The organism is Halomonas campaniensis, from assembly GCF_014193375.1.
Lineage (GTDB): Bacteria > Pseudomonadota > Gammaproteobacteria > Pseudomonadales > Halomonadaceae > Halomonas > Halomonas campaniensis.
Window position 1 is genome coordinate 30,037 of the sequence record NZ_JACHZF010000023.1, and the last position, 26,467, is coordinate 56,503.

At 71.3% G+C, this 26,467-nt stretch carries 22 protein-coding genes and 1 tRNA gene; 11 read left to right on the forward strand and 12 right to left on the reverse strand.

Annotation, left to right across the window (positions count from 1 at the left end):
* Nucleotides 1-33: 33 nt before the first annotated feature.
* The 5 genes from BDK63_RS14735 to acsA are packed head-to-tail and all read right to left on the reverse strand — an operon-like array spanning nucleotide 34 to nucleotide 5,261.
* Entirely contained in the window at nucleotides 34-291 is a 258-nt protein-coding gene (locus BDK63_RS14735) for an acyl carrier protein (protein ID WP_183333287.1), read from the reverse strand.
* Complete coding sequence (locus tag BDK63_RS14740; RefSeq protein WP_183333289.1) at nucleotides 279-1,499, reverse strand: 2-oxo acid dehydrogenase subunit E2; 1,221 nt, start codon at nucleotides 1,497-1,499, stop codon at nucleotides 279-281. The genes BDK63_RS14735 and BDK63_RS14740 overlap by 13 nt, the downstream gene beginning before the upstream one ends.
* Complete coding sequence (locus BDK63_RS14745; RefSeq protein ID WP_183333291.1) at nucleotides 1,496-2,500, reverse strand: alpha-ketoacid dehydrogenase subunit beta; 1,005 nt, start codon at nucleotides 2,498-2,500, stop codon at nucleotides 1,496-1,498. The genes BDK63_RS14740 and BDK63_RS14745 overlap by 4 nt, the downstream gene beginning before the upstream one ends.
* Nucleotides 2,497-3,510 (reverse strand): pyruvate dehydrogenase (acetyl-transferring) E1 component subunit alpha, encoded by a 1,014-nt coding sequence (gene pdhA, locus BDK63_RS14750; RefSeq protein WP_183333293.1) that lies wholly within the window; start codon nucleotides 3,508-3,510, stop codon nucleotides 2,497-2,499. Before pdhA ends, BDK63_RS14745 begins: the two co-directional genes overlap by 4 nt.
* Nucleotides 3,510-5,261: an acetate--CoA ligase gene (acsA, locus tag BDK63_RS14755; protein WP_183333295.1), complete on the reverse strand. Its 1,752-nt coding sequence runs from the start codon at nucleotides 5,259-5,261 to the stop codon at nucleotides 3,510-3,512. The genes pdhA and acsA overlap by 1 nt, the downstream gene beginning before the upstream one ends.
* A 181-nt stretch (nucleotides 5,262-5,442) precedes the next feature.
* On the opposite strand from acsA, the gene BDK63_RS14760 reads away from it, so the two are divergent.
* Nucleotides 5,443-7,323 (forward strand): ABC transporter ATP-binding protein, encoded by a 1,881-nt coding sequence (locus BDK63_RS14760; RefSeq protein ID WP_183333297.1) that lies wholly within the window; start codon nucleotides 5,443-5,445, stop codon nucleotides 7,321-7,323.
* Between the two features lie 17 nt (nucleotides 7,324-7,340).
* On the opposite strand, the gene BDK63_RS14765 is transcribed toward BDK63_RS14760, so the two are convergent.
* Complete coding sequence (locus tag BDK63_RS14765; protein WP_183333299.1) at nucleotides 7,341-7,943, reverse strand: cell wall hydrolase; 603 nt, start codon at nucleotides 7,941-7,943, stop codon at nucleotides 7,341-7,343.
* Nucleotides 7,944-8,121: 178 nt separating this feature from the next.
* Nucleotides 8,122-9,561 (reverse strand): FAD-binding oxidoreductase, encoded by a 1,440-nt coding sequence (locus BDK63_RS14770; RefSeq protein WP_183333301.1) that lies wholly within the window; start codon nucleotides 9,559-9,561, stop codon nucleotides 8,122-8,124.
* Between the two features lie 195 nt (nucleotides 9,562-9,756).
* Between BDK63_RS14770 and BDK63_RS14775 the strand changes: the two genes are divergently transcribed.
* On the forward strand, nucleotides 9,757-10,779 hold the full coding sequence (locus BDK63_RS14775) for an AraC family transcriptional regulator (protein ID WP_183333303.1): 1,023 nt from the start codon (nucleotides 9,757-9,759) through the stop codon (nucleotides 10,777-10,779).
* Between the two features lie 124 nt (nucleotides 10,780-10,903).
* Here BDK63_RS14775 and BDK63_RS14780 read toward each other — a convergent pair whose 3' ends face one another.
* Nucleotides 10,904-12,247, reverse strand: coding sequence for an MgtC/SapB family protein (locus tag BDK63_RS14780; RefSeq protein WP_246386173.1), 1,344 nt, complete (start codon nucleotides 12,245-12,247; stop codon nucleotides 10,904-10,906).
* Between the two features lie 161 nt (nucleotides 12,248-12,408).
* On the opposite strand from BDK63_RS14780, the gene BDK63_RS14785 reads away from it, so the two are divergent.
* Nucleotides 12,409-12,876 (forward strand): hypothetical protein, encoded by a 468-nt coding sequence (locus BDK63_RS14785; RefSeq protein WP_183333305.1) that lies wholly within the window; start codon nucleotides 12,409-12,411, stop codon nucleotides 12,874-12,876.
* A 254-nt stretch (nucleotides 12,877-13,130) separates the two neighbouring features.
* Complete coding sequence (locus tag BDK63_RS14790) at nucleotides 13,131-16,220, forward strand: bifunctional diguanylate cyclase/phosphodiesterase (protein ID WP_246386176.1); 3,090 nt, start codon at nucleotides 13,131-13,133, stop codon at nucleotides 16,218-16,220.
* A 9-nt stretch (nucleotides 16,221-16,229) separates the two neighbouring features.
* On the opposite strand, the gene BDK63_RS14795 is transcribed toward BDK63_RS14790, so the two are convergent.
* Nucleotides 16,230-18,212, reverse strand: coding sequence for an acyl CoA:acetate/3-ketoacid CoA transferase (locus BDK63_RS14795; protein WP_183333307.1), 1,983 nt, complete (start codon nucleotides 18,210-18,212; stop codon nucleotides 16,230-16,232).
* Between the two features lie 158 nt (nucleotides 18,213-18,370).
* Here BDK63_RS14795 and BDK63_RS14800 point away from each other — a divergent pair, with 158 nt between their 5' ends.
* The 6 genes from BDK63_RS14800 (at nucleotide 18,371) to BDK63_RS14820 (ending at nucleotide 23,142) form a co-directional block, all read left to right on the forward strand.
* The gene (locus BDK63_RS14800; RefSeq protein WP_183333309.1) at nucleotides 18,371-18,829 is read left to right on the forward strand and encodes a LexA family protein; all 459 of its coding nucleotides are present in this window, start codon (nucleotides 18,371-18,373) and stop codon (nucleotides 18,827-18,829) included.
* Nucleotides 18,826-20,103 (forward strand): Y-family DNA polymerase, encoded by a 1,278-nt coding sequence (locus tag BDK63_RS14805; RefSeq protein WP_183333311.1) that lies wholly within the window; start codon nucleotides 18,826-18,828, stop codon nucleotides 20,101-20,103. The genes BDK63_RS14800 and BDK63_RS14805 overlap by 4 nt, the downstream gene beginning before the upstream one ends.
* Complete coding sequence (locus tag BDK63_RS18420) at nucleotides 20,100-20,225, forward strand: SDR family oxidoreductase (protein WP_221202646.1); 126 nt, start codon at nucleotides 20,100-20,102, stop codon at nucleotides 20,223-20,225. The genes BDK63_RS14805 and BDK63_RS18420 overlap by 4 nt, the downstream gene beginning before the upstream one ends.
* A gap of 73 nt (nucleotides 20,226-20,298) precedes the next feature.
* Nucleotides 20,299-21,168 (forward strand): bifunctional nuclease domain-containing protein, encoded by an 870-nt coding sequence (locus BDK63_RS14810; RefSeq protein ID WP_183333313.1) that lies wholly within the window; start codon nucleotides 20,299-20,301, stop codon nucleotides 21,166-21,168.
* A gap of 59 nt (nucleotides 21,169-21,227) precedes the next feature.
* Nucleotides 21,228-21,614: a hypothetical protein gene (locus tag BDK63_RS14815; protein ID WP_183333315.1), complete on the forward strand. Its 387-nt coding sequence runs from the start codon at nucleotides 21,228-21,230 to the stop codon at nucleotides 21,612-21,614.
* 229 nt (nucleotides 21,615-21,843) lie between these two features.
* Nucleotides 21,844-23,142: an ATP-binding protein gene (locus BDK63_RS14820; protein WP_183333317.1), complete on the forward strand. Its 1,299-nt coding sequence runs from the start codon at nucleotides 21,844-21,846 to the stop codon at nucleotides 23,140-23,142.
* Between the two features lie 122 nt (nucleotides 23,143-23,264).
* On the opposite strand, the gene BDK63_RS14825 is transcribed toward BDK63_RS14820, so the two are convergent.
* A tRNA-Thr gene (locus tag BDK63_RS14825) sits at nucleotides 23,265-23,340 on the reverse strand.
* A gap of 35 nt (nucleotides 23,341-23,375) precedes the next feature.
* Entirely contained in the window at nucleotides 23,376-24,200 is an 825-nt protein-coding gene (locus tag BDK63_RS14830; protein ID WP_183333319.1) for an acyl-CoA thioesterase, read from the reverse strand.
* Nucleotides 24,201-24,286: 86 nt separating this feature from the next.
* Between BDK63_RS14830 and tadA the strand changes: the two genes are divergently transcribed.
* Nucleotides 24,287-24,745: a tRNA adenosine(34) deaminase TadA gene (tadA, locus tag BDK63_RS14835; RefSeq protein ID WP_183333334.1), complete on the forward strand. Its 459-nt coding sequence runs from the start codon at nucleotides 24,287-24,289 to the stop codon at nucleotides 24,743-24,745.
* Nucleotide 24,746: 1 nt separating this feature from the next.
* Here the strand turns inward: tadA and BDK63_RS14840 are convergent, their stop codons facing one another.
* Nucleotides 24,747-26,393, reverse strand: coding sequence for a GGDEF domain-containing protein (locus BDK63_RS14840; RefSeq protein ID WP_183333321.1), 1,647 nt, complete (start codon nucleotides 26,391-26,393; stop codon nucleotides 24,747-24,749).
* Between the last annotated feature and the right edge of the window lie 74 nt (nucleotides 26,394-26,467).

A 26,467-nucleotide genomic window follows, 5' to 3' on the forward strand; every position in this document is an offset into this window, starting at 1 on the left:
CCGCGTCGGGCATCCTCCGTGACCACCGCCGACTCAGGCGGCGAGCCGGCTCTCCAGGTAGTCGAGCAGCCCCTCCAGGGTGACGAGTTCGTGGTAGTCGCTCTCCGGCACGCTGACGCCGAGGCGCTTCTCGAGGTCGACCAGGATGTTGAGGAAGTCGAAGGAGTCGACCTCCAGCGCCTCCCGCCAGGGGCGGCCGGGGGGCAGGGCGTCGACGTCGGCCTCGGGGGCCACCGCCAGGATGGCGTCGATGACGGTCTCGCGGAGGGTGTCGCGGCTCAGGTCGGCCATAGGCGCTCGGGCTCCTGCAGGTGGTCGGTGAGCTGTCTCAGGAAGCGCGCGCCCAGGGCGCCGTCGGTGACCCGGTGGTCGGCGGCCAGGGAGGCGTGCAGGCAGCGGGCGGCGACCACCTGGCCGTTGCGGACCCAGGGACGTTCGGTGATGCGCCCGAACCCCACCAGCGCTACCTGGGGCGGGTAGATCACCCCCTGGACGCTCTCCACGCCCAGGTCGCCCAGGTTGGTGACCGTGAGGCCCGCCGCGGTGAGCTCCGAGCTGCGCAGCCGGTCCTGGCGGGCGCGGGCCAGCAGGTCGCGCAGGGCGGCCATCATGGCGTCCGGCGCGAGCCGATCGGCGTCATGCAGCGCCGGGGCCACCAGGCCGCCGCCGCGCAGGGCGATGGCCACCCCCGGGTGCACCCCCTCGGCCGGCTGGAAGGCGCCGTCGCGATACCAGCCGTTGAGTTCCGGCACCGCCTCGAGCGCCAGCGCCACGGCGCGCAGCTGCAGCACCGGGAAGATCAGCCGCTCGGCCACCGGGCGCTCGGCGTTGTGGGCCTCGAGCCAGGCCAGGGCCGGCTCCACGCAGAGGGTATGGCCCAGGTAGTAGTGGGGAATCTCGCGCTTGGAGCGGGCCATGGCGGCGGCGATGGCCTGGCGCATGGCGCCGCGGGCGTCGGTCGTGGGGGCTGCCTGGGGGGAGGGGGCGGCCCGGCCAGGCTCGGCGACCTTGGCCGCACGTTCGATATCGTCCAGGGTGATGCTGCCCCCGGCACCGCTGCCGCTCACGCCTGTCGGGTCGAGCCCCAGTTCGGCGGCCCGCTTGCGCGCCGCCGGGGAGATGCGCAGGCGCGCGCCGGAAGATGCCACTTCCGGCGTCGCCCTGGCTGGCGGCGGCGAGAGGCCGGGTGCCCGCGGCGAAGGCGCCCGGGGGGCTTCGGGGGTGGGGCGGTCGGCCGGTGCGGACTCGCCTTCGGCCTTTTCGCCTTCGGCAAGGATCACCGCCAGCACCTCGCCCACCGGGACCTTCTGGCCCTCTTCCGCCACCAGCCGCTCCACGCTGCCGGCCTCCCAGATCTCCACGTCGATGGCGCCCTTCTGGGTCTCCACCACGGCGACGACCTGTCCGCGCTCGACCCGCTCGCCGGGCCGGATCAGCCATTCGACCAGGGTGCCGCTCTCCATGTCGGCCCCCAGGGAGGGCATGCGGAACTCGCTCACGAGGGCTCCCCGCTTCCTGGCCCGCCCATCAGCCGATGGACGGCGGCGACGATATCCTCGACCTGGGGGATCGCCGCGTCCTCCAGGTGCCTGGGATAGGGGATCGGTACCTCCCGGGTACAGACGCGTGCCGGCGGGGCATCCAGCTCGAAGAAGGCCTGCTCGTTGATGCGGGTGATGATCTCCGCCGACAGGCTGCCGCTGCGCCACCCCTCGTCGACCACCACCACCCGGTGGGTCTTCGCCACGCTGGCCATGATCGCCGCGTCGTCCAGCGGGCGGAGGGTGCGCAGGTCGAGCACCTCGGCCTCGATGCCCGCCGCGGCCAGCCGGTCGGCGGCCGCCAGCGTCTTGTGCAGCATGCCGCCGTAGGTGATCAGGCTGACCTGGCCGCCCTCGCGGCGGATGGCGGCATGGTCGAGCTCCATGGGGTGCGGCTCGCCCTCGACCGTGCCCTCGACGTTCAGCAGCAGGGCATGCTCGAAGATCAGCACCGGGTCGGGGTCCTCCAGGGCGGCGAGCAGCATGCCGCGGGCATCCTCGTGGGTCGCCGGGGCGACGATCCGCAGCCCCGGGATGTGGGCATACCACCCCTCCAGGCTGTGGGAGTGCTGGGCGGCGAGCTGTCGCCCCCCGCCGGTGGTCATGCGGATCACCAGCGGCACATTGAGCTGCCCGCCGGACATGTGCCTCAGGGTAGCGGCATTGTTCATGATCTGGTCGAGGGCCAGCAGGCTGAAGTTCACCGTCATGATCTCGACGATGGGGCGCAGGCCGTTCAGCGCTGCGCCGATGCCCGCCCCGGTGAAGGCCGATTCGGAGAGCGGGGTATCCCGGATGCGCGCCTCGCCGAACGCCTCCAGCAGGCCGTGGCTGACCGCGTAGGTGCCGCCGTAGCGGCCCACGTCCTCGCCCATCAGGAACACCCGCTCGTCGCGGGAGAGGGCCGCATGGAGCCCCTGGCGAAGGGCCTCGCGGTAGGCGATGGTCTGCGTGGTCATGGCCGCACCTCCCGGGCATAGACATCGTGGCAGAGGTGCTCCACCGGCTCCCAGGTGCCCGCCTCGGCGAAGGCCACGGCGGCGTCGATCTCCTCGGCCACCTCGCGCTCGAGCTCGTCGCGCGCCGTGGCGGCGAGCAGCCCGCTGGCCACCGCCTCGCGGGCGAAGGTCTCGATGGGGCAGCGCTTCTTCCACTGCTCGACCTCGGCCTTGTCGCGATAGAGCTCGGGGTCGAACATCGAGTGGGCGCGGAAGCGGTAGGTGCGGTACTCCAGGAACATCGGCCCCTGGCCGGCGCGCACCCGGTCGGCCGCCGCCTCGGTGGCCCGGGCCACCGCCACAACGTCCATGCCGTCCACCGACTCGCTGGGCAGGCGGTAGGCGGCCGCCTTGGCGGCCAGGTCGACCTGGGACTGGTGGCGCTCCAGCGCGGTCCCCATGGCATAGCGGTTGTTCTCGCACAGGAACAGCACCGGCAGCTGCCAGAGGGCGGCAAGGTTGAGCGACTCGTGGAACTCTCCCTCGGCCACGGCGCCATCGCCGAAGAAGCAGGCGGTGACGCTGTCGCGCCCGGCCAGCCGGTCGGCCAGGGCATAGCCCACCGCCAGCGGCAGGGCGCCGCCCACGATGGCGCTGCCGCCGATGAAGTGCCGTCCGGCGTCGAACAGGTGCATGGAGCCGCCGCGGCCGCGGCTGCAGCCCTCCTGCTTGCCGTACATCTCGGCCATGATCGCCCCGGCGGGAACGCCGCGGGCCAGGGCATGGCCGTGCTCGCGGTAGGTGGCCAGCACGTGGTCCCGCTCGGCGAGGGCCGGCATGGCGCCGGCGGCGATCGCCTCCTCGCCGATGTAGAGGTGCAGGAAGCCGCGGATTTTGCCGGCGCTGTAGAGCTCGGCGCACTTCTCCTCGAAGCGGCGGATGCGCAGCATCTGCCACAGCAGCGCCCGGGCCCGGTCGGGGTCGTCCAGGGCGGCCGCGCCGGAGGCGGGGCAGGTATCGGGGGAGGGCATCAGGGAGCCTCCAGGGTCGAGGTGTCGCCCTCCGGCAGGCCCAGCTCCCTGGCCTTGAGCAGGCGACGCATGATCTTGCCGCTGCGGGTCCTGGGCAGCGACGCCTGGATCTCGATCTCCTTGGGCGCCACCGCCGGTCCGAGGCGCTTGCGGGCGAAGCCGAGCAGCTCGCGGCGCAGCGCCTCGTCGGGCGCATGGCCCGGCTTGAGGGCCACGAAGGCCTTGACCACCTCGCCGATCATCGGGTCGGGCTTGCCGATCACCCCGACCTCGGCCACCGCCGGGTGCTCCATCAGCGCCGATTCCACCTCGAAGGGGCCGATCAGGTGGCCGGCGGACTTGATCATGTCGTCGGCGCGGCCCACGAACCAGAAGTAGCCCTCGCCGTCGCGGCGGGCCAGGTCTCCGGTCAGGTACCAGCCATCCACGAAGCAGCGCCGGTAGCGTTCCTCCTCGTGAAGGTAGGTGCGGAACATCGAGGGCCAGCCGGCGCGCAGGGCGAGCTCCCCCTCCTCGTCCGGCGCGTCGACGGGGGCCACGCCGCCGTCGGGCAGGTGACGCAGCACGGCGGCCTCGATGCCGGGCAGCGGCTTGCCCATGGCGCCGGGGCGGATGTCCATGCTGGCGAAGTTGGCGATCATGATCCCGCCCGTCTCGGTCTGCCACCAGTTGTCATGGATCGGCAGGCCGAAGGCCTCCACGCCCCAGTGCACGGCCTGGGGGTTGAGCGGCTCGCCGACGCTGGCGATGAAGCGCAGCGAGGGATAGGCCCGGGTGCGGGCCCGCTCGGGGCCGCCCTTCATCATCATCCGCACCGCGGTGGGGGCGGTGTACCAGACGCTGACCGCCTCCTCGTCGAGGATCCGGTACCAGCGCTCGGCGTCGAACTCCGCCTCGTCCACCACCAGGGTGGCGCCGATGGAGAGCGGGGCGATGATGCCGTAGGAGGTGCCGGTCACCCAGCCGGGGTCGGCCGTGCACCAGAAGACGTCGCCCGCGCGCAGGTCGAGGGCGAAGCGGGCGGTGGCGTGATGGGCGACCACCGCCTGATGGACGTGGAGCGCCCCCTTGGGCGTGCCGGTGGTGCCGCTGGTGAAGTGCAGCAGGGCCGGCTGCTCGGGGTCGGTGGCCGGGATCGCATAGTCGGGCGCGGCCGCCTCGAGCAGCGGGCCGAGCTCCCGGGTGCCCTCGGGCAGCGCCTGGTCGTCGTCGCGCACCACCAGCACGTGCGCGAGGCTTGCCAGCCGGTCGCGGATCGGGGCCACCTTGCGCCGGTAGAGGCTGGTGGTGGTCACCAGCACCCGCCCCTCGCCGAGGGACAGCCGGGTGGCGACGGGCTCGGGGCCGAAGGCGGAGAACAGCGGGGTGACCACGGCGCCGTGCTTGAGTGCCCCGAGCACCGCCAGGTAGAGCTCGGGGACCCGCCCGGCGAGCAGGAAGACGCCGTCGCCGCGGGCGACGCCCAGCTCGCCGAGCACGTTGGCGAAGCGGGCGCTGAGTCCGGCCAGCTCGCGGTAGCGGATCTCGCGTCGCGCCCCCGCCTTGCCGAGCCAGCGGATCGCGGTGCGCTCGCCGGCCTCGCCGGTGGCGTGGCGGTCCACCGCCTCGTGGGCGATGTTCAGCCCGCCCTCGTCGGGCAGGCCGTCGAGCCAGCGCCGGGCCTCGTCCCAGGAGAAACGGGCGCGGACCGAGGGATAGTCGTCCAGCACCGCTTCCCGGGCCTCGCGGCGGCGCTTGCGCAGAATCTCCATGGGCGGCGGCCTCGTGGATGCGTGTCTCCCCAGCATAGTCCTCGGTCCGGCTTCCGCTTGCCCTCCAGGCTGCCGGCTTGACCTGTGACAGGCCGTCGCCCGCCTAAGATGATCCGCCCGGTCCGGGCAGGCGACCGTGGGCCGGCGTATCATGGGCCGATCACCCCCAGCCGAGATCGCCATGCTTCGCCCGCTGCTGCGCTACTTCGAGACCCTGGTGAACCCCTACCCCGAGGAGGCGCATGGCACGCCGCCCCGGGAACTGTTCCCCTTCATCCGGCATTTCTCGCGGCCGGTGCTGCCGCTGCTGCTGGTGATGTCGCTGCTCACCGCCCTGGTCTCGGCGGCGGAGGTGCTGTTCTTCTCCTGGATGGGGGAGCTGGTGGACTGGCTGGCCGGGGCCGAGCGGGAGGGCTTCTTCGCCGAGTACGGCTGGCGGCTGGCCGGCATGGCGGCGCTGGTGGTGGTCGTGCTGCCGCTGCTGACCCTGCTGCAGGCGCTGGTGACCCACCAGAGCATCTTCGGCAACTATCCGATGATCGGCCGCTGGCTGGCCCATCGCCACATGCTGGGCCAGAGCCTCGCCTTCTACCAGGACGAGTTCGCCGGGCGGGTCTCCCAGAAGGTCATGCAGACGGCGCTGGCGGTGCGCGAGACGGTGATGAAGCTGATGGACCTGATGGTCTACGTGGTCGTCTACCTTGCCGGCGCCATGCTGCTGATGGGCCAGGCCGAGCCCTGGCTGATGCTGCCGCTGGTGGTGTGGCTGCTGGGCTATGGGGCGATCATGGGGGTCTTCGTGCCGCGCCTGCGGGCGGTCTCCATGGCCCAGGCCGATGCCCGGGCGGTGATGGCCGGGCGCATCGTCGACAGCTACAGCAACATCCAGACCATCAAGCTGTTCGCCGACACCCGCCGCGAGCAGGCCTACGCCCGCGATGCCATGGAGCCGTTCATGGCCACGGTGCATCGCCAGATGCGCCTGGCCACCGGCCTCACCGTGACCCTGACCCTGCTCAACTCCCTGCTGCTGGCCGGGGTGGCGGCCATGGCCATCGGCGCCTGGTACCTGGAGGCGGTGTCGCTGGGCATCATCGCCGTGGCCATCGCCCTGGTGATGCGCATCCGCTTCATGTCCAACTGGATCCTCTGGGAGGTGGCGAGCCTGTTCGAGAACATCGGCACCGTGCAGGACGGCCTCAACACCATCGCCCGGGAGCCCGCGATCCAGGACGCCCCCGGGGCGCCGGCGCTCTCGGTGCCCCGTGGCGAGATCCGCTTCGAGGCGCTGCGCTTCGGCTATGCGCGCCCGGATGGGGAGGGCATGCGGGTCTTCGACGGCCTCGACCTGACCATCGCCCCTGGCGAGAAGGTGGGGCTGATCGGCCGCTCCGGGGCCGGCAAGTCGACGCTGGCCAACCTGCTGCTGCGCTTCTACGACCTGGAGGGTGGGCGCATCCTGATCGATGGCCAGGACATCGCCGGCGTCACCCAGGAGTCGCTGCGGCGGAAGATCGGCATGGTCACCCAGGACACCTCGCTGCTGCACCGCTCGCTGCGCGACAACATCCGCTATGGCAGCCCGGAGGCCAGCGAGGCGGCCATTCGCGAGGCGGTGCGTCGCGCCCACGCCGATGCCTTCATCGACGAGCTGGTCGACCTGCAGGGGCGCTGCGGCCTGGACGCCCACGTCGGCGAGCGCGGGGTGAAGCTCTCCGGCGGCCAGCGCCAGCGCATCGCCATCGCCCGGGTGCTGCTCAAGAACGCTCCCATCCTGGTGCTGGACGAGGCCACCTCGGCGCTGGACTCCGAGGTGGAGGCGGCGATCCAGGAGCAGCTCTACGCGCTGATGGCGGGCAAGACGGTGATCGCCATCGCCCATCGCCTCTCCACCATCGCCATGCTCGACCGGCTGGTGGTGATCGACGAGGGACGCATCGTGGAAACCGGTACCCACCGCGAGCTGCTGGCCCGGGACGGGCTCTATGCCGCCCTCTGGCGCCGCCAGTCCGGCGGTTTCCTGGGGCTGGATATCCGAGACGAATCGACGGCGGAGGAGTGAGCGGCAGGCTAGCGCGCCTAGCCGCCCTCGGGCCGGTAGAACAGGAACTGCTCCGTCTCGGCGGTCAGGGGATAGACTGCCGACCAGTGGGGGGTCACCGTGCGGTCATGGAAGTAGAGGGCGCCTCCGGTGTGGTCGGCCAGTTCCAGATTGAGCGCCTGTCGAGCGACCTCCCTGGCGATCTCGTAGGCATCGGGCTCCACGACCTCGTCCGGCCGGCCATCACACCACCAGGAGAACTGGCAGGGGGGCTGTTCGGAGCCCTCGGTGACGACGTTGCAGACGGTATTGGGGAATCCCTCATGGGCGAGCCGGTTCATGACGACATTGGCCACGGCCTCCATGTCGCGGCCGGGTACCCCCTTGGCTTCCCAGTAGATGGCGCGTGCCAGGCAGGTGATCGGCTCCTCCAGCGGATCGGTGCCCGCCGGGTCCACGGCCTGTACTTCCTGTTCGGTGATCGGCTCGTCGGGCGGGGTGGCAGTGGCGTCGGGGGCAACGACCCGTTCCAGCACCTCGGCCTTGGCGGCGGCGGCTTCCGCCCGCTCCTCCTGATCGGCGAGGGACCGAACGCTTACCAGCAGCAAGGCCAGCAGCGCGGCAGTGACCCATGGGTGCATGGCCGTACCTCTCGAGAGCAGGGGCGTCTGGCTTGCCGTGCCTGGGCAGGGACACTGGGTGCCGGCAGGACCGGTCGGCGCGGGGTGGGGAGCCGTCTCAGTATAGCTCGCCGCCGCCCGAGGCGGCCGAGGGGCAAGAGGGGCCCGGGCCGGCAGCGGGATGCCGGCCCGGGCGGGGTCATGCTGTCCGGGCCAGCACCGCGGGCGCGATGTTCTGGTTGAGGCGAAAGAGGTTGTCGGGGTCGTACTGGCGCTTGACCTCCTGGAGCCGGGCATAGTTCTGGCCATAGGCGCTGTCGACCCGGCCCGCCTCGTCCTCGGTCAGGAAGTTGACGTAGCCGCCGCCGGTGGCGAACGGGCCGGTGTCACGGAAGACGCCCCGCGCCCACTCCCGCACCCGGTCATCGTCGGCGGCATCCTGCCAGCGGCCATGCACGTTCATCACGAAGTTGGCATCACGGCCGGCGTAGGCGGTATCCGCCACCGCGACCTCGCCGGCGGCACCGCCGAGCTGGGCGATGAAGACCTCGCACTCGGGCCCGGGAAGGGCCTCGGCCCCGCGGATCACGGTGTCGATGAGCGCATCGGAGACCGCCTGGAAGTTGTGGGACTTCCAGTAGTTCCGCGCGCCGGGGGTGAGCAGCGGGTCGAAGGCGGTCTGGAAGCCGGCATAGGGTTGTGCGCCGAGCATGCTGCCGACCGGCTCGCCGAACTCGAGCACCCGGGCCGCCAGGCGCTCGCCCTCCTCGAGGGCGCCGTTATGCACCAGGGCGAAGACCACCACCGGTTGGCCATGAATCGATTCGGGCAGGAAGGGCAGCGGCGGTGCCTGGCGCAATACCGTCCAGACACTGAGCTCGCGTGGCGCCTCGGCGCTGAAATCGCGCCAGGCCCTCAACACCTTCTGTGCCTGGGCGAAGGGGTAGACCACCAGGCCGGCATGCACCTGGGGGCCCACCGGGTGGAGCCGGAACTCGAAGGAGGTGACCACGCCGAAGTTGCCGCCACCGCCCTGCAGGGCCCAGAACAGCTCGGGCTCCTGGCTGGCCGAGACCACGTGCAGCTGGCCGTCGGCGGTCACGATGTCGGCAGAGAGCAGGTTGTCGATGGTCAGGCCGTGCTGGCGGGTCAGCCAGCCGAAGCCGCCGCCCAGGCACAGCCCGGCCACCCCGGTGGTGGAGTTGATGCCCAGCGGCGTGGCCAGGCCGAAGGCCTGGGTCTCGTGGTCGACATCGCCGAGCAGGGCGCCGGCGCCCACGCGTGCGGTCCGGCCCTGCGGGTCGACCCGTACGCCCCGCAGGGCGGAGAGGTCGATCACCAGGCCGCCTTCGGCCACGGCATTGCCGGCGATATGGTGACCGCCGCCGCGCACGCTCACCAGCATGCGGTGGTCGCGGGCGAAGTCGATGGCACGGCGCACGTCCTGGCTGCCCAGGCAGCGGGCGATCAAGGCCGGATGGCGATCGACCATGCCGTTCCAGACGCGGCGGGCGTCCTCGTAATCCACATCGGCGGGGGTGATGACGCCGCCCCGGATGCCGGCGGCGAGTGCCTCGGCCTCCTCGGGGGGCAGCGCGGCCAGGGGGCCGTCCAGGGTGCGATAGGTCAGGGTTTCCATGGGTCTCTCCGGGGTCAGGGGGCATCACGGTGGCAAGGGCCACGGCTGAAGTATGCGATGCCGGGTGGCGGCGCGACTGACCCCGACTCCGACGGGCTTGTCCGGGAATCCGGTTTGTCATGGCGATGGGAGGCATCGTCCGCGATACTCAGTGATGCAGGCTTCGACGCACCTTCCCCCACCGACGAGGTGGCCATGAGTCAGGACACGCTGTCCCAGGTATTGCGCAGCATCCGCTTGCGGGGCGCGGTCTTCTACCATGTCGAGGGCAATGACCGCTGGGTGAGCGAGTCGCCCCCGGCCCGGGCCATCGCCGCGCTGATCATGCCGGGCATCGAACACGTCATGGCCTACCATGTGCTGACCCAGGGGAGCTGCTGGACCATGGTGGTCGGCCAGGCGCCGGTGCAGCTGCAGGCAGGCGACGTGGTCATGTTCCCCCACGGCGACCGCCATGTGATCTCCAGCGAGCCGGGCCTGCGCGGCAAGGTGGACATGCGCCCCTATGGGTTGCCCCGCCCGGAGCAGCTGCCGTTCTTTGCCAGCCGGCGCGGCGCCACGCTTTCGATGTCGCGACTCGACCCGGCCAGCGACCGGCACGGCGCGACCCTGGTGTGCGGCTTCTTCGGCTGCGATGCCCACCCCTTCAACCCGCTGCTCGCCAGCCTCCCCCAGCTGCTGCATGTACCTGCCGGGCAGGCCGACGACGATGACTGGATCGCCCACTTCATCCGCTTCGCGCTGTCGGAGTCGACCCTCAAGCGGCCGGGCGGAGAGGCGCTGCTCGAGCGACTGAGCGAGACGATGTTCGTCGCGCTGCTGCGTCGCTACCTCGACGACCTGCCCGAGGGGCCGCCGACCTGGCTGGCCGGGCTCAACGACCGCTATGTCGGGCGTGCCCTGGCGCTGCTCCACGCCCGGCCCGCCGAGGCCTGGACGATCGACCGGCTTGCCGATCACGTCGGCCTGTCACGCTCGTCCCTGCACGAGCGCTTCGCCCGCTTCACCGGCCACGCGCCGATGCACTACCTCGCCAAGTGGCGCATGCAGGTAGCCGCCGGGCTGCTGCGCCACTCCAGCGCACCGATCGCCTCGATTGCGCTGGAGGTCGGCTACGAGTCCGAGTCCGCCTTCAGTCGCGCCTTCCGCCGGGAAGTCGGCCAGCCGCCCGCGGCCTGGCGGCGTCAGCGGGCCCGGCTGGGCGCCGGCGCGGCCTAGGCGGTAGAGGAGGGAGAGAGGTTGCCGGAACTGCTGCTGATGGTGGCCCAGGACGGGGCCGAGGGGCTGGTTCAACGGCTCGGGGCACGGCTGCTGGCGACGGCCCACGACTGAGTCTGGGGCCCTACAGCCCCCAGGCCAGCGCCAGCCCCGCGGCCAGCGACGCGAGCATCGGCCCCCCGACCCGCCAGCCCGTCCGCGGGGTGCCGAAGCCGGCCGCCAGGCCGGCCTTCACCAGGTTGTTCACCGCCGCGGCGATGACGATGCCCAGCACCGCGGTGGGGGCATCGATGCGCTCCAGCGACATTCGCGTCAGCGACAGGGTGATGGCGTCGACGTCGGCCAGCCCCGAGGCGGCGGCGAGCAGGTAGATGCCGGCCTGGCCCAGCCACTCCCGCAGCCACTCCCCCAGCAGCATGATCAGCGCCAGCAGGGCGCCGAACAGCAGCGCGGTGCGCAGCTCCAGCGGGTTCTGGATCGGCGTCGGCCGCTCGACCCGCGCCGCCAGGCGGTGGCGGCGCCAGATCAACAGCGCCGGCAGGTAGAGCAGGGCCCCCATGACCAGGGTCGGCAGCAGCAGCCGCGGCAGCAGCGCGGGATGGATCACCGCGGCATAGATCAGGATGCGCGGGAACATGGTGCCGCAGGCCAGCAGGATGCCGGCGGAGAGCAGGGCGTCCAGCTCCGGGGTGCGGCGCGACTGGCGGGCGAAGTGCAGGGTCAGGGCGGTGGAGGAGCTGAGCCCGGCGAACAGGCCGGTAAAGAGGATGCCCTTCTCGGGGCCGCCCACGCGGATGGCGAAGTAGCCGACGAAGGAGATGGCGGCGATCAGCACCACCATCCACCAGATCTCGTAGGGGTTGAGCACCGCGCCGGGGCCCATGCCCTGGTTGGGCAGCAGCGGCAGCATCACCACGGTGATCATCAGCAGCTTGAGCCCGGCGTCGAGCTCGTGGGCCTGCAGCTTGTTCAGCAGGCCGTGGATCTCGCGCTTGTTGTCGAGGATCACCGCGGTGATCACCGCGCAGGCGGTGGCCAGGGCCAGGTCGATGGCCACCGCGATGGCGCCGAAGCAGAAGGTCAGCAGCAGCCCGATCAGGCCGGTGATGCTGTAGTCGCGATGCTCGGTCACTCGGGCCCGCCAGGCCACCAGGCCGATGGCCGCCACCGCCAGGAACAGCAGCGGGAAGGCCCAGGCGACCAGCGCCTCGGTCAGCAGGGCGGCGATGCCGCCGAGCAGGCCCACCAGGGCGTGGGTGCGGATGCCGGCGATGCGCTCGCCGGACTTCTGCTCCCGCGCCACCCAGCCCCGCTCGATGCCGATCAGCGCCCCCAGCATCAGGGCCACCGCCAGCTCGATGGCGGTCTGGTTGGCGGCGATGAACTGGCTGGCGACGTCGTCCATGGCGGTCCCGGCGGCGGTGGCGGCTCTTCCCTCAGGGTGGACGGTGCGCGTGGCAATTGCCATGCCGCGGTCGTTGCCCTGTCGGGGCTTGTCCTGCATCAACCCGGCGACAGATCCCCGGCGGTTCGGTGATCCGGCCGTGGACGGGCAGCGACGCGCCAACTACATATGAAGAGGCACAGGGAATAACGTCATTCCCTTCGCTCTTCCATGAGGTAACCGCCATGAAACGCCAGTCACTCTTCCAGCGCTGCGCCGCCCTGCTGCCGGTGGCCGTGCTGAGCCTCTCCGTGGGCCTGGCCCAGGCCCAGGACGCCGACCTCGAGGAGTCCCTCTACGGCCGGCAGATGACCACCCAGCAGGAGCGCGACCAGATCCGTCAGCGCCTGCATAGCACCCGCTCCTTCGAGGAGCGCCAGCAGATCCACAACGAGTACCAGCAGATGATCCGCCAGCGCGCCATGGAGCGCGGGTTCGAGCCCGACGGCATCTATGGTCGCCAGATGATGAACCCGCAGGAGCGCCGGGACTTCGCCGAGCGCATGCAGGGCGCCCGTTCCCCCGAGGAGCGCCAGCGGCTGCAGGCCGAGCATCGCCAGCAGATGCGCCACCGCATCATGGAGGAGCGTCGCCAGCGCATGCACGAGCCGGGCACCGGGGGAGGCCGTGGCGCCGGGCGCGGCCGCAACTGACGCCGGCGCGCCGGCAGCATGACCCTCGACCGGGCCGCCTCAGGGCGGCCCGCGTCGTTGGCGGGCGGCAACGAGGGGCAGCGGTTGCGCTGGCCGAACCGGGGTGAGCCTGTGCGGAGACGCGCATGGTGGACCGTGGCGTTCTCTGCTTCAATGGGTGCCATGACGCGGTGGCTCGTGACTCGGTGCTCAAGTTGCTGAACGATCTACCGATATTCTCTCCGGATTGATTTAACGCAAGGAACGCCGGTGACATGAGTGGCGATGCCCTCACGCTTCAAGGTCAGCCCGGGACCGGCCATGCCCGCCTGCGTCGCCGCGCCATGCTGTTCTATCTGGTGGCCCTGCTGGCCATCCTGCTGCTGTTCGCCGGGATCCTCTGGGGCCAGCACCACCGCGACCTGGAGGTCGGCCGCGAGCGCGCCGTCGCCCGGGCCGATATCGTCGCCGAGTGGGTGGCCACCACCTTCGCCGTCAGCGAGCATGCCCTGGGCGGCCTGGCGCAGCTGCTAGATGATCCCCTGGCGCCGGTCGTGGCCGGGCCGGCTCTTGAGCCCGAGCGCCTCGAGGCCCGGTTGGCTGCCCAGCGCGATCGTCTCGCCTTCATCGACGAGCTGAGCCTGGTCGACGCCTCGGGGCGCATCCTGGCCTCCTCGGCCCCCTGGTGGCCGGCCGGCTTCGACCTCAGCGGACGCAACTTCTTCACTGCCTTCCTCGACGACCCGGCGCGGGACGTGCTCGTCACCCCGCTCTACTGGTCGCCCTTCGGGCAGGCCTACCACCTGGTCCATGCCCGCCGGCTGCGGGACGCGGCGGGGCGCTTCATCGGTGTCGCCGCCCTGCGCCTCGATCCGGCGATCTTCGGCGAGGCATTGGGGCGCCTGGACATGACCCGGGGGGAGAGCATCGCCCTCCTCGACACCGAGATGCAGCTGGTCGCACGGCGGCCGAACGTCGGCGGCGATGGGGCCTTGGCGGTGATGGGCCGACCGGTGGTCGAGCCGCTGACCCGGGCCTTTCTCGACGGCGGCGAGTCCCAGATCACGCTGCGCACCGGCTCGCCACTGGACGGGCGTGAGCGGCTCTATGCCATGCAGCGGGTGGCGGACCTGCCCCTGGCGGTGGTGGTCGGCGAGGAGGTCGAGGTGATCCTGGCCGGCTGGTGGCAGCGCCTCTGGCTGCTCGCCGGCCTCTTCCTGCTGGTGGCGGCCCTGGGCGGCTGGCTGCTGCGTCACTACCTGGGGCGGCTGATGCTGGAGCGGGAGCTGCAGGGCCGGCTGAGGGAGCGCGAGGAGGCCCGCCGCGAGGTGCAGTCCCGGGAGGCGCGCCTGGAGGCCCTGGTGGGCTCGATGCAGGACCTGATCTTCGTCTTCGATGGCGAGGGACGCTTCGTCTACGTGCACGCCGGCGACCCCGACCTGCTGATGACGCCCCCCGAGGCGCTGCAGGGTCGCCACTTTCGGGAGGTGCTGCCCGCCCCGATGGCCGAGCAGCTGGAGGCGGCGTTCGCGCGGGTGGCCCGGACCGGCCGCCCGACCGCCTACGACTACGGCCTCGAGGTTCGCGGCGAGGCGCGCGACTTCCATACCGTGCTCAGCCCGCTGGTCGACCACGGCCAGGGGCGGGGCGGCGCCCTGGCCGTGGTGCGCGACGTGACCGAGTCCCGCGCCACCGAGGCGCAGCTGCGCATCGCCGCCACCGCCTTCGAGACCCACCTGGGCATGCTGATCACCGACGCCGAGGGCACCATCCTGCGGGTCAACGACACCTTCACCCGCATCACCGGCTACGCCGAGGCGGAGGTGGTGGGCGACAACCCGCGCCTGCTCAGCTCCGGGCGCCACGACGCGGCCTTCTACGCGACGCTGTGGGCCCGGGTGGCGAGGGAGGGCAGCTGGCAGGGCGAGATCTGGAATCGTCGCAAGAGCGGTGAGGTGTACCCGGAGTGGCTGACCATCAGCGCCGTGCGCAATCACGCCGGCGAGCTGACCCACTACGTGGCCACCTTCAGCGACCTCACCGAGCGCAAGGCCGCCGAGCACGAGATCCACCAGCTGGCCTTCTACGATCCGCTGACCGGGCTGCCCAACCGCCGCCTGCTGCTGGACCGCCTCGAGGGGGCGCTCAAGGACAGCTACCGCAACGGCCAGCTCGGCGCGCTGCTGTTCCTCGACCTGGACCACTTCAAGCGGGTCAACGACACCCTGGGCCACCACGCCGGGGACCAGCTGCTGCAGCAGGTCGCCTCGCGGTTCGACGAGGTGCTGCGCGAGACCGATACCCTGGCGCGGCTGGGCGGCGACGAGTTTGCCCTGCTGCTGCACGACCTGGGGCAGACGGAGGACGAGGTCGCCCGGGTGGCCGAGCGCGTCGCCAGCAAGCTGCTCGGGGTGCTGCAGTCGCCGGTGCGCCTGGGCGACGAGAGCCTGATGGTGACCGCGAGCATCGGCATCACCCTGTTCCGCGACCACGAGACCACCCTCGACGAGATCCTCCAGCAGGCCGACATGGCGCTGTTCCAGGCCAAGTCGGCGGGGCGCAATGCGCTGAGCTTCTTCGATCCCGAGATGCAGGTGCGGCTGCAGGCCCGGGCGCGGCTCGAGGCGGACCTGCGCCTGGCCCTGCCCCGCGACGAGCTCCGGCTCCACTTCCAGCCCCAGGTGGACGAAGGCGGTGCCGTCTGCGGCGTCGAGGCGCTGCTGCGCTGGCAGCACCCCGAACGCGGCATGGTCTCGCCCGCGGCGTTCATTCCCCTGGCCGAGGAGAACCGGCTGATCGTGCCGATCGGCCATTGGGTGATCGAGGCGGCCTGTCGCCAGCTGGCGGCCTGGGCCGGTGACCCGCGAACGGCGCTGCTGACGGTGTCGGTGAACGTCAGCCCGCGCCAGTTCCGCGACCCGGGCTTCGTCGAGCGTGTGCTGGCGGCCGTGGAGGCCAGCGGGGCGCCTCCCGGGCGGCTCAAGCTCGAGGTCACCGAGAGCCTGTTCCTCGAGGAGCGTGACGAGGCCCGCGACAAGATGCTCAGGCTCCGGGAGCGGGGCATCACCTTCGCCCTGGACGACTTCGGGACCGGCTACTCGTCGCTCTCCTACCTCAAGCGGCTGCCCCTGGACCAGCTCAAGATCGACCAGTCCTTCGTGCGCGACCTGCTCGAGGACGAGGCCAGCATGGCCATCGTCGCCAGTATCATCGCGCTCTCCCACAGCCTGAAGCTGGAGGTGGTCGCCGAGGGGGTGGAGAGCGAGGCCCAGCGGGCCTGGCTGGTGGCACACGGCTGCCGGGCCTTCCAGGGCTACCTGTTCGGGCGGCCGGTGCCGCTGGAGGCGCTGGCCCTCGACGCCTGAGGCGCGGGCTCAGGCGTCGCGGTCGCGCAGGTGGGCCTCGGCCTCCGCGGCGCTCTGGTAGATGTGCGGTGCCACGGCCCGCGCCTCCAGGGCGTGGCCGAGCTTGCGGCGCATGAAGCCGCTGGTGGTGTAGCGGGTGACCCGGGTATAGAAGCGCTCCTCCAGGCCGCGCACCATGGCCGTGTAGGCCTCCAGCACCGCGTCGTCGATGCGGCAGTGGTCGTAGTTGACCACCGCATAGACTCGCCGGCCCAGTGGCGCCAGCCGCGCCTCCACCTCCCGCTCGATCGCCGCGACGTCGTCCGGGGTGGTGGTCCGCAGGTTCTCGAAATCGATGAACAGCACCTCGCCCGCGGCGTCCAGCTGGAAGCGCTGGGCCAGGGGCCGCTCGAGCAGCGTCTCGCGCAGTCCCATCGGCGCCTCGGCGAAGATGCGCGGGTCCATCTCGCGCGGCGGCTCGGGCATCAGCGGCGTGAAGCCCATCCGGGCCAGGATGTCGCGCTCCAGGTCCACGCCCGGGGCGATCTCGGTCAGGGCGATGCCCGCCGGCGTGAGCTCGAAGACGGCGCGCTCGGTCACGTAGCGCACCGGCTTGCCGTCGGCGGCGGCCAGTTCGCCGCTGAAGGTGCGGTGCTCCACCTCGGCGACGAACTTGGGCTGCCCGCCCTCGGGCAGGCGCAGCCGGCCATCGATGATCTCGAGGGCCTCCCGGGTGGCGGTGAAGGTGCCCATGAACACCACCTTGCGGGCGTTCTGGCTGATGTTGATGAAACCCCCGGCACCGGCCAGCCGCGGGCCGAACTTCGAGACGTTGACGTTGCCGGCGGCGTCGACCTGGGCCATGCCCAGGAAGGCGATATCCAGCCCGCCGCCGTCGTAGAAGTCGAACTGGGCGGGCTGGTCGATGATCGCCTGGGTATTGAGCGCCGCGCCGAAATCGAGCCCGCCGGCGGGCAGGCCGCCGATCACCCCGGGCTCGGCGGTGAGGGTGACCAGCTCCAGCACCCGCTCTTCGCTTGCCACCGCGCCGACCCCCTCCGGCATGCCGATCCCCAGGTTCACCACGCTGTTGGGCGCCAGCTCGAAGGCGGCGCGCCGGGCGATGACCTTGCGCGCCGAGAGGGGCAGGGCCTCGGGGGCGGCCATGGGCGCCTTGATCTCGCCGGAGTAGGCCGGGTTGTAGGGGGTGCGGAAGGTCTGCCAGTGGTGCTCCGGCTCGTCGCACACCACCACGCAGTCCACCAGCACCCCGGGGATGCGCACGTCCTTGGGGTGCAGGGTACCGCGCTCGGCGAGGCGCTCGACCTGCACGATCACCAGGCCGCCGGAGTTGCGCACCGCGGTGGCGATGGCCAGCGCCTCGAGCACCAGCGCCTCGCGCTCCATGGTCACGTTGCCCAGGGTATCGGCGGTGGTGCCGCGCAGCAGCGCCACCTGCAGCGGCAGGGCCGGGTAGAAGAGGTACTCCTGGCCGTCGATGGGCAGCAGCCGGACCCGCTCGTCGGGGGTCACGTCGTTGATCCGCCCGCCGCCCAGGCGCGGGTCGACGAAGGTGCCGAGCCCCACCCGGGTGAGGGTGCCGGGCTTGCCGGCGGCGATGTCGCGGAACAGGTGGGAGATCACCCCCTGGGGCAGGTTCCAGGCCTGGATGCGCCCCTCGATGGCCAGCCGCTGCAGCGCCGGCACCAGCCCCCAGTGGCCGCCGATCACCCGGGCCACCAGCCCCTCGTGGCCCAGGTGGTTGAGCCCGCGGGTCTTGCCGTCGCCCTGGCCGGCGGCATACATCAGGGTCAGGTCGCGGGGGGCGCCGCTCTCCAGGAAGCGGGCCTCCAGGGCCACCGCCAGGTGCTCGGCGAAGCCGATGCCGACGAAGCCGCCGGTGGCCACGGCGTCGCCGTCGCGGATCAGCTCGACCGCCTCGCGGGCCGAGACCACCTTGCCCTTCTCGGTGAAGGGGCGGTCGGTGAGCAGCGGGTGGGTGCGGCGTTCCATGGCGAGAGACCCCTCGGCGTGTGTTGTCGTTATTGTTGTCGTGCGTGGCGTTCACGTTAGCACGCCGCTGCGTTGAGTCGATGGGGCGGTGCGGCATTTGCCAAGCGGTCCCCACTGCTGGATACTGTATAAAAATACAGTATATGTCGGAGGTGCCCATGTCGCTCTCTCATCGGACGCCGGTGCGCGTCCTCGGCCGTGCCGCCCGCGAGGGGGGTGGCCGGGTCCAGCCGCTGATGGGCTGCCGGGTGCGGGCCGGCTTCCCCAGTCCCGCCGACGACCACCTGGAGGCGGAGGTCGATCTGCACGCCCATGTGGTGAAGCGTCCGGCCGCCACCTACTTCGTGCGCGCCGAGGGCGACTCCATGGTCGGCGACGGCATCCACGACGGCGACCTGCTGGTGGTGGATCGCAGCCTGGAGCCGCTGCCCGGCCGGGTGATCGTCATCGCCCTGGAGGGGGAGCCCACCGTCAAGCGCCTGGAGCGGCGCGGCGGGCACGTCTGCCTGGTGGCCAGCAACCCGCGCTTCGCGCCGATCCCCCTGGCGGGGCGCGAGTGCGAGGTGTGGGGCGTGGTCACCCACGTGGTGCATGACCTGCTGGGGCGGGCGCCATGATCGCCCTGGTGGACGGCAACAACTTCTACGTGAGCTGCGAGCGGGCCTTCGACCCGCGCCTGGCGGGACGGCCGGTGGGGGTGCTCTCCAACAACGACGGCTGCGTGGTGGCGCGCTCCCAGGAGCTCAAGGCGCTGGGCGTGGCCATGGGGGCGCCGCTGCACCTGCTGCCGCCGGCGGTGCGCCGCCAGGCGGTGCTGCTCTCCAGCAACTATGCGCTCTACGGCGACATGTCGCGGCGGGTCAACCAGGTGTTGGCGGAGTTCTCGCCGGACGTGGAGCTCTACTCCATCGACGAGAGCTTCGTCGGCTTCGAGGGCTTCCCGTCGGCGGGACTCGAGGCCCGCTGCCACCGGTTACGCGATACCGTGCGCCGCTGGACCGGCATCCCGGTGGGGGTGGGGCTGGCGCCGACCCGGGTGCTGGCCAAGGTAGCCAACCACCTGGCCAAGCGCGAGCCGGCCTTCGAGGGGGTCTGCCGGCTGGAGGCGGATGGCGCCGTGACCCGCCGGGTGCTCGAGGCCTGGCCGGTGACCGAGCTGTGGGGCGTGGCCCGGCGCAGCGGCGAGCGGCTGGCGCTGATGGGCATCGAGACGGCCTGGCAGCTGCGCGAGGCCGACCCCCGCTGGGTGCGCAGCCGCTTCTCGGTGGTCATGGAGCGGCTCGTCTGGGAGCTGCGCGGCCGGCCGTCGATCGCCCTGGACGACATGGGCGCGCCGCGCCAGCGCATCCTGGTCTCGCGCTCCTTCGGGCGGCTGGCGTCCGACGTGGTCGACCTCCGGGAGGCGGTCCGCCAGCACGCGGCCCGGGCGGGGGAGAAGCTGCGCCGGCAGGGCAGCCTGGCGCGGGCGGTGCAGGTCTTCGTGCGCACCAACCCCTTCCTGGCCGGCGAGCCCCAGTACCGCAACGCCGTGGTGGTGCCGCTGGCGGCCCCCACGGACGACAGCCGCGTGCTGCTCGCGGCGGCGCGGCGCGGGCTCGAGGCGCTGTTCCTCGAGGGCTATCGCTACCAGAAGTGCGGGGTGATGCTGCTCGACCTGGTGGAGGCGGGGCGCCGCCAGCTGTCGCTGCTGGAGACGCCGCGGGACGAGGCGGTGCGCGGTCGCAGCCAGCGGCTGATGGCCACCCTGGACCGGCTCAACCGCGAGATGGGTCGCGACACGGTGCGCTTCGGCCTGCCCCGCGAGGGCAACGCCTGGACGCTGCGCTGCGAGCGGCGCACGCCTCGCTACACCACGCGCTGGGACGAATTGATGCGGGTCAAGACCGGTTGAAGAAGGCGCTGTCGGCAGGGGCGGGGGCTCGCGGCGGGGAGCGCTGCCAGGGGGACGAGGCCAGCTTCGTCACCGGGGCCAACCTGATGGTCGACGGTGGCTTCACCGCCGGCAAGTCCTGACGACCGGCTGTTGACATGGCGGCGGGGCGCCGCGGCTGCCATCCTGACAGGGCAGCCATCGAGGAGCCTCGCCATGCCACACTCCCCCCCGTTCTCCTGGCGGCGCCTGCTGGTGCCCCTGGGCCTGGCCCTGCTGCTGGCCGCGGCGCCTGCGCCGGCAGCTGCACGCGAACTGGCCGTGGCGCCCGACGCCATGGTGGAGGTCGAGGTGGCCACCGTGGGCATGGCCGGAATGGGCAGCGTGCCGGTGGTGCTGCTGCGCGAGCCGGGCGCCCGGGAGGTGATCCCGATCTTCATCGGCCCGGTGGAGGCCAGGGCGATCCTGCGTGCCCTGGCCGGCGATCGTCCGCGCCGTCCGCTGACCCACGAACTGCTCGGCGACGTGCTCGATGGCATCGCGGTGCGCCTGGAACGGATCTACATCGATGCGCTGGTCGATGGCACCTTCCTCGGCATGCTGGAGCTGCGCCGGCAGGGCGACGATGCCCCGCTGCGCATCGACAGCCGGCCGAGCGACGCCATCGCCCTGGCGGTCACCGCCGGGGCCAGCATCCATGTGGCCCCCGAGGTACTGGAGGCCGCCCGCCAGATCGACTACGAGGGCATCGAGGACCAGGTGGTGGTGGCCCTGGGGATCACGGTGACGCCCCTCGACGAGGACCTGCGCGAGGCCCTGGGGCTGCCCGATGCACCGGGGCTGCTGGTCAGCGACGTGAGCGGGGCGGCACGCGAGGCCGGCATGGTGCCGGGGGCGATGCTGCTCGAGGTGAACGGCGAGACGCCGCGGACCCCGCTGCGCTTCCTGGAGCTGGTGCGCGACACCCCCGAGGGCGAGGATGCCCGGGTCCGCTTCTGGCAGCAGGGCGAGGCCGTCGAGATCGAGCTCTCCACCGAGGTGCCGGAGCCTGCCCCACGGCGGCGCGCCCCGCGGCTGGAGGCCTGAGCGGGACTTGGCAGCCGCTGGCGGACGGGCAAGAATGGGCCGGTCACCAAGGAGAGCCCATGCTGGAATCACTGATTGTCGCCGCCCTGCTCGGCGAGCCCGCCCTGGCGGGAGACGCGCCCACCGACCCCGACCTGGCCAGGCTGGAAGCCCATCACCGCGAGCTGCTCTCCTGCGACCGGCTGACCGGCCACTGGCTGCAGGAGGACGAGTACATGGCGATGCACACGGCCATCGGCGACTCCCGCCAGCGCCTCGCGACCCTGCGACCCATGCCCCTCAGCGAAGCGGAGTTCCCGGCCGGGGAGGTCGACCTGACCATCGGCGAGACGCACTACACCGCGGCGGACCTGGTGCGCATGACCGACCGGCCGAGTGAGGCGGACGTGCGCGAGGCCTACCTGACCATCCGCCCGCACTGCATGCGGCTGATCGGCTACTTCTGAGGGGCTCCGGTGTGTATTTGCCGGCGGGTGTGCAGAGAGATTTGTCCACGGCCAGGATATGGCAGGCGTGTACCTGCCGGGCTGACCCTCCCGCGCCTCGGAAGGACCCCGCAAGCGAGACGATATCCCTGGCACAGTTGGACGGTGCATCGGCCATCAATTGGACGATGGACTGAGCAGCAATTGGACGCTAGTCTTGCCAGCAATTGGACGCTGGCAGAGGCGAGGCATGGCAACCCCCTATCTCCCACGACTGATTCGTGATCGAGTGCTCGAGTCGCTCGCCGACACGCCGGTGGCCTGTCTGCTGGGACCGCGGCAAGCAGGCAAGACGACGCTCGCCCAGCGCATCGATCCCGAGCGGATCTACCTGAATCTGGATGACTCGACACTGCTGCAGGCGGCCCGGCAGGATCCGCTCGGCTTCATCGAGGGCCTGCCCGAACGGGTCACACTGGATGAGGTGCAGCGGGCGCCGGAGCTGCTGCTGGCGATCAAGTCGGTGGTGGACCGTGATCGCCGCCCGGGGCGCTTTCTGCTCACCGGCTCTGCCAACCTGATGCTGTTGCCCAGGGCGCAGGATTCCCTGGCGGGTCGCATGGAGGTCATCTATCTGCATCCGCTGACCGAGCAGGAGAAGCGTGTCAGCGCCTCGACCCTGCTCGATACGCTGATGGCGGGGCAGCTCACCGCCAGGGTGGTGTCAGACGCCGCGCCGCTTTCTCCCGTGGCAGAAGTACTCTGTCAGGGAGGGTATCCCGAACCCAGCCGCCGGACGCCCCGCCGGGCACGTCAGTGGTACCGTCAGTACCTCAACGCCATCGTGCAGCGCGACGTGCGAGATATCGCCGCCATCCAGGACGAAGACGGGATGCAGCGCCTGGTGGAGCTGTTGGCCTACCGCACTGCCAGCCTGCTCAATGTCAGCAACCTGAGCAAGGAGCTAGGTCTCGAGCGCGGCACGGTTGCCAAGTACCTCAGCATCCTGGAGCGCCTGTTTCTGGTCCATCAGCTCCCTGCCTGGCACCGTAACCAGGCCAAGCGGCTGATCAAGAGTCCCAAGCTGCATCTGGTGGATACCGGGCTTGCCGCGGCTCTGGGCCGCCTGGCACCCGACCAGTGGCTGACCGAGGCAGAACGTTTCGGTGCCCTGCTGGAGAGCCATGTGGTCGCGCAACTGGTGGCTCAGGCCTCCTGGGTGGACCCGGAGCTACGATTTTCCCACTACCGGGACAAGGATCAGGTGGAGGTCGACCTTGTCATCGAGCGCGGACAGGAGCTCTGGGGGGTGGAGGTCAAGCGCGCGGCCAGCGTTCAGGCCAGGGATGCCGCCGGCCTCGCCAGGCTCGCCGACCAGGCCGGTAAAGGATTTCGGGGAGGCATGCTGGTTTACACCGGCCGTCACTGCCTCAAGCTGCAGGTGCCAGGCTGTTACGCGGTGCCCATCGGCATGCTGTGGGGGGAAGAGCCTGGCAAGTCCATTTCCAGCGAAGCCGTGTTTCAGGCCCTGACCGCCGACAGGGGATAGCTCCCGCCACTGTCTCGCTCATCCCCGACCTTACAGCAGCTACCTATTTGGAACCTGGAGCCTAGGAGGCGAAAAACGGCCACTGCGACGATTCGCCAGGTGGCCGTTTTCATTGAGTTTTTTGGTGCCGCAAGGCGGATTCGAACCGCCGACCTACGCATTACGAATGCGTTGCTCTGCCAGCTGAGCTATTGCGGCCTGTCCCGATGGTAGCCCTGCCGTGGCCGTCGGGGCTAGCCCCCGGCGGGATGGCGCAGCCGGGTGAGGCCCTCCTGGGCCGTGGAGGCCACCAGGCGTCCCTGGCGGTCGTAGAGGCTTCCCCGGGCGAAGCCGCGGGCGCCGCCGGCCCAGGGGCTGTCCATGTCGTAGAGCAGCCAGTCGTCGACGCGGACCTCATGGTGGAACCAGATGGCGTGGTCGAGGCTGGCGATCTGCAGCGACGGGTCGCGATAGTCGAGGCCGTGGGGCACCAGGGCGGTGGTCAGCAGGTTGAAGTCGGAGCTGTAGGCCAGCAGGTTGCGGTGCGGGGCGGGGTCGTCGGGAAGCTCGCCCCGCAGGCGGAACCAGACCCGCTTGCGGGCCGGCTGGCCGACTTCCCACGCCTCGCTGTCGAGCAGGAACTCGATGGGATGGTTGTCGAAGCGTGCCAGCCGCGCCCCGGACTCGATCAGGCGTTCCGGGGAGACGACGTCCGGCATCTCGGTCTGGTGGTCGATGCTCGCCTCCTCGCCGTGGAAGGAGGCGCTGCAGAAGAAGATCGGCCGCCCCTTCTGGATGGCGGTGACGCGCCGGGTGGTGAAGCTGCCGCCGTCGCGTACGGCATCCACCTGATAGACTACCGGGCGGTGGGGGTCGCCGGGACGCAGGAAGTAGCCGTGCAGCGAGTGGGCCCGCCGCACGGGGTCCACGGTCTGGCTGGCGGCGGAGAGGGCCTGCCCCAGCACCTGGCCACCGAACAGCTGGGGCAGGCCGAGGTCCTGGCTCACGCCGCGGAACAGGTTCTCCTCCAGGGTCTCGAGGCCGAGCAGGCCCACCAGGTCGTTCAGGGCGTCAGTCATTATCGGGGGTCTCCTGGGGCCGGCGCATCGGGTGCCCGGCGATCTCATACGAACGTTTCATGCCAGTCTACAGGGAGTCCGTGGCGTTGCGCAGTGACGAATTCTACATGCACCGGGCGCTCGACCAGGCCCGTGAGGGGCTGGCCGCCGGCGAGGTGCCGGTGGGCGCCGTGGTGGTCGATGCCGATGGCGAGATCGTCGGCCGTGGCTTCAATGCCCCAGTCTCGGGGCATGACCCCAGCGCCCATGCCGAGGTCCGTGCGCTGCGCGATGCCGGCGCGCGGCTGGGCAACTACCGGCTCGATGGCTGCACCCTCTACGTGACCCTGGAGCCCTGCCTGATGTGCACCGGGGCGATCATCCACGCGCGCCTGGCGCGGGTCGTCTATGGTGCCGCCGAGCCCCGCAGCGGCATGGTCGAGTCGAAGGCCAACCTATTTGCCCAGCCCTGGTACAACCACCGGGTCGAGGTCGAGGGCGGGGTGCTGGCCTCCCGCGCCACCCGGCTGCTCCAGGCGTTCTTCGCCGAGCGGCGCGGCGACTGAATCAGCGCGCCGCCACGACCCGGTTGCGACCGGCGGCCTTGGCCCGGTAGAGCGCCTCGTCGGCCGCGTTCAGCAGGGCGTCGACCCGCAAGGGGCCGGGGGCGCCCGTGGCGACCCCGATGCTGAGGGTGAGGGGGCGGCCATCGGCGTGGGCCAGGCCGCTGGCCGCGACGGCCGCGCGCAGGGCCTCGGCGATCTGCATGGCCTCCCGTTCATCGCGGCCCGGCAGGGAGACCACGAACTCCTCGCCCCCCAGCCGGGCGAAGAGCCCGCCCGCGGCCTCGATCACCCCACGGCCGAGCCGGCCGATCTCCACCAGGCAGCGGTCGCCCTCCAGGTGCCCCAGGCGATCGTTGATCCGCTTGAAGTGGTCGATGTCGCAGAGCAGCACGCTGATGGGCCGGTGCGGGTCGTGGCCGCCCAGTGCCCCCATGAAGGTGCGGCGATTGGGCAGCCCGGTCAGCTCGTCATGGCCGGCCAGCCACTCGACCTCCTGCTGCAGCCGGTGGCGCTCGGTGATCTCCCGGCGCAGTTCGTGGTTGGAGCGTCGCACCGCCTGGTGCTGGCTGGCCATCTGCTGCTGGGAGAAGAGCACCAGGTAGAGCAGCTGGGCCAGCAGCAGGCCGACCGTCAGGCTGACCACCGGCTGGCGCGGCAGGTCGCCCAGCAGGCGGGGGAGGGTGGGCGTGGCCAGCAGCACCACGGGGATACCGGAGAGGTCCAGCTCGGCTTCCTGCTGCCAGGGCCCCAGCCGCGCCGCGGCGGGCCGGTGGGCGAGGCGCTCGCCGCCACGGGTCAGGCTGAGCTGTGCCTCCTCGGGATCGGTGCCGGCGAAGAGGGTCTCGGCCAGGGCGGGCAGGCTCACCACCATGGCCGCGGCGCCGGTGGGGCGGGACTCGGCGGCCAGGAAGATCGGCAGGTAGTGGATGATGCCCGGCCCGCCCTGCAGCAGCTCGATGATGTCGGTGCGCCCCTCCATGCCCTCGCGCAGGGCCCGGGTGACCGCCTCGCGGCCGGCGGGCTGCGCATCGAAGAGCCGTGAGCCGATCACCTGCAGGTTGAGGGCCGTCGGGGGGTGCACGAGCTGGATGCGGCTGGTGGCGTCGATGTAGGCGATGTTCAGGAAGTAGCGGTAGTCACGCTGGTAGGGGGCGGCCTGGGTGGCCCACGCCGTGGCGCCGGGCGCCACGGGCGTCAGGCGCCAGACATTGGCGAAGCGGCGCATGGCGGCGAGGTGGTCATCGATCTCCCGGGACAGGTCCTGGGCCAGCTGCACATGCTGCTGGCCGACCCGGTCGACGAGCTCGCGCTCGGCCAGCGTCTTCTGGTGGTGCCAGAACAGCAGGCTCAGCAGGGCCAGCCCCATCCCCGGCCACCAGGCACGGCTCAGCCGCGTGGTCTGCTGCTTCCAGCCCTCGCCGGCATCGGTGACCTGGCCCAGCAGCAGGCCCAGCAGGATGGCCAGGTCGAGCCAGGTGCCGGCGAGGGGCAGCAGCCCCGGCGGATGCAGGGTCTCCGCCAGCTGGGCCAGCAGCAGCAGCCCGGCGATGCCCAGCAGGGCCAGCGCGGGCCATAGCAGGACGCGAGAGGCGGCAGGGCCGAGACGGAACCAGGCCAGCTGGCCCAGCCTGGATATTGCATCAGACATGAAAAAGGCGGCTGAAAATCGGTTATGATTCAAGGGCCTAATCCAGAATCAACCGCTACAGCCGCCATGACAAA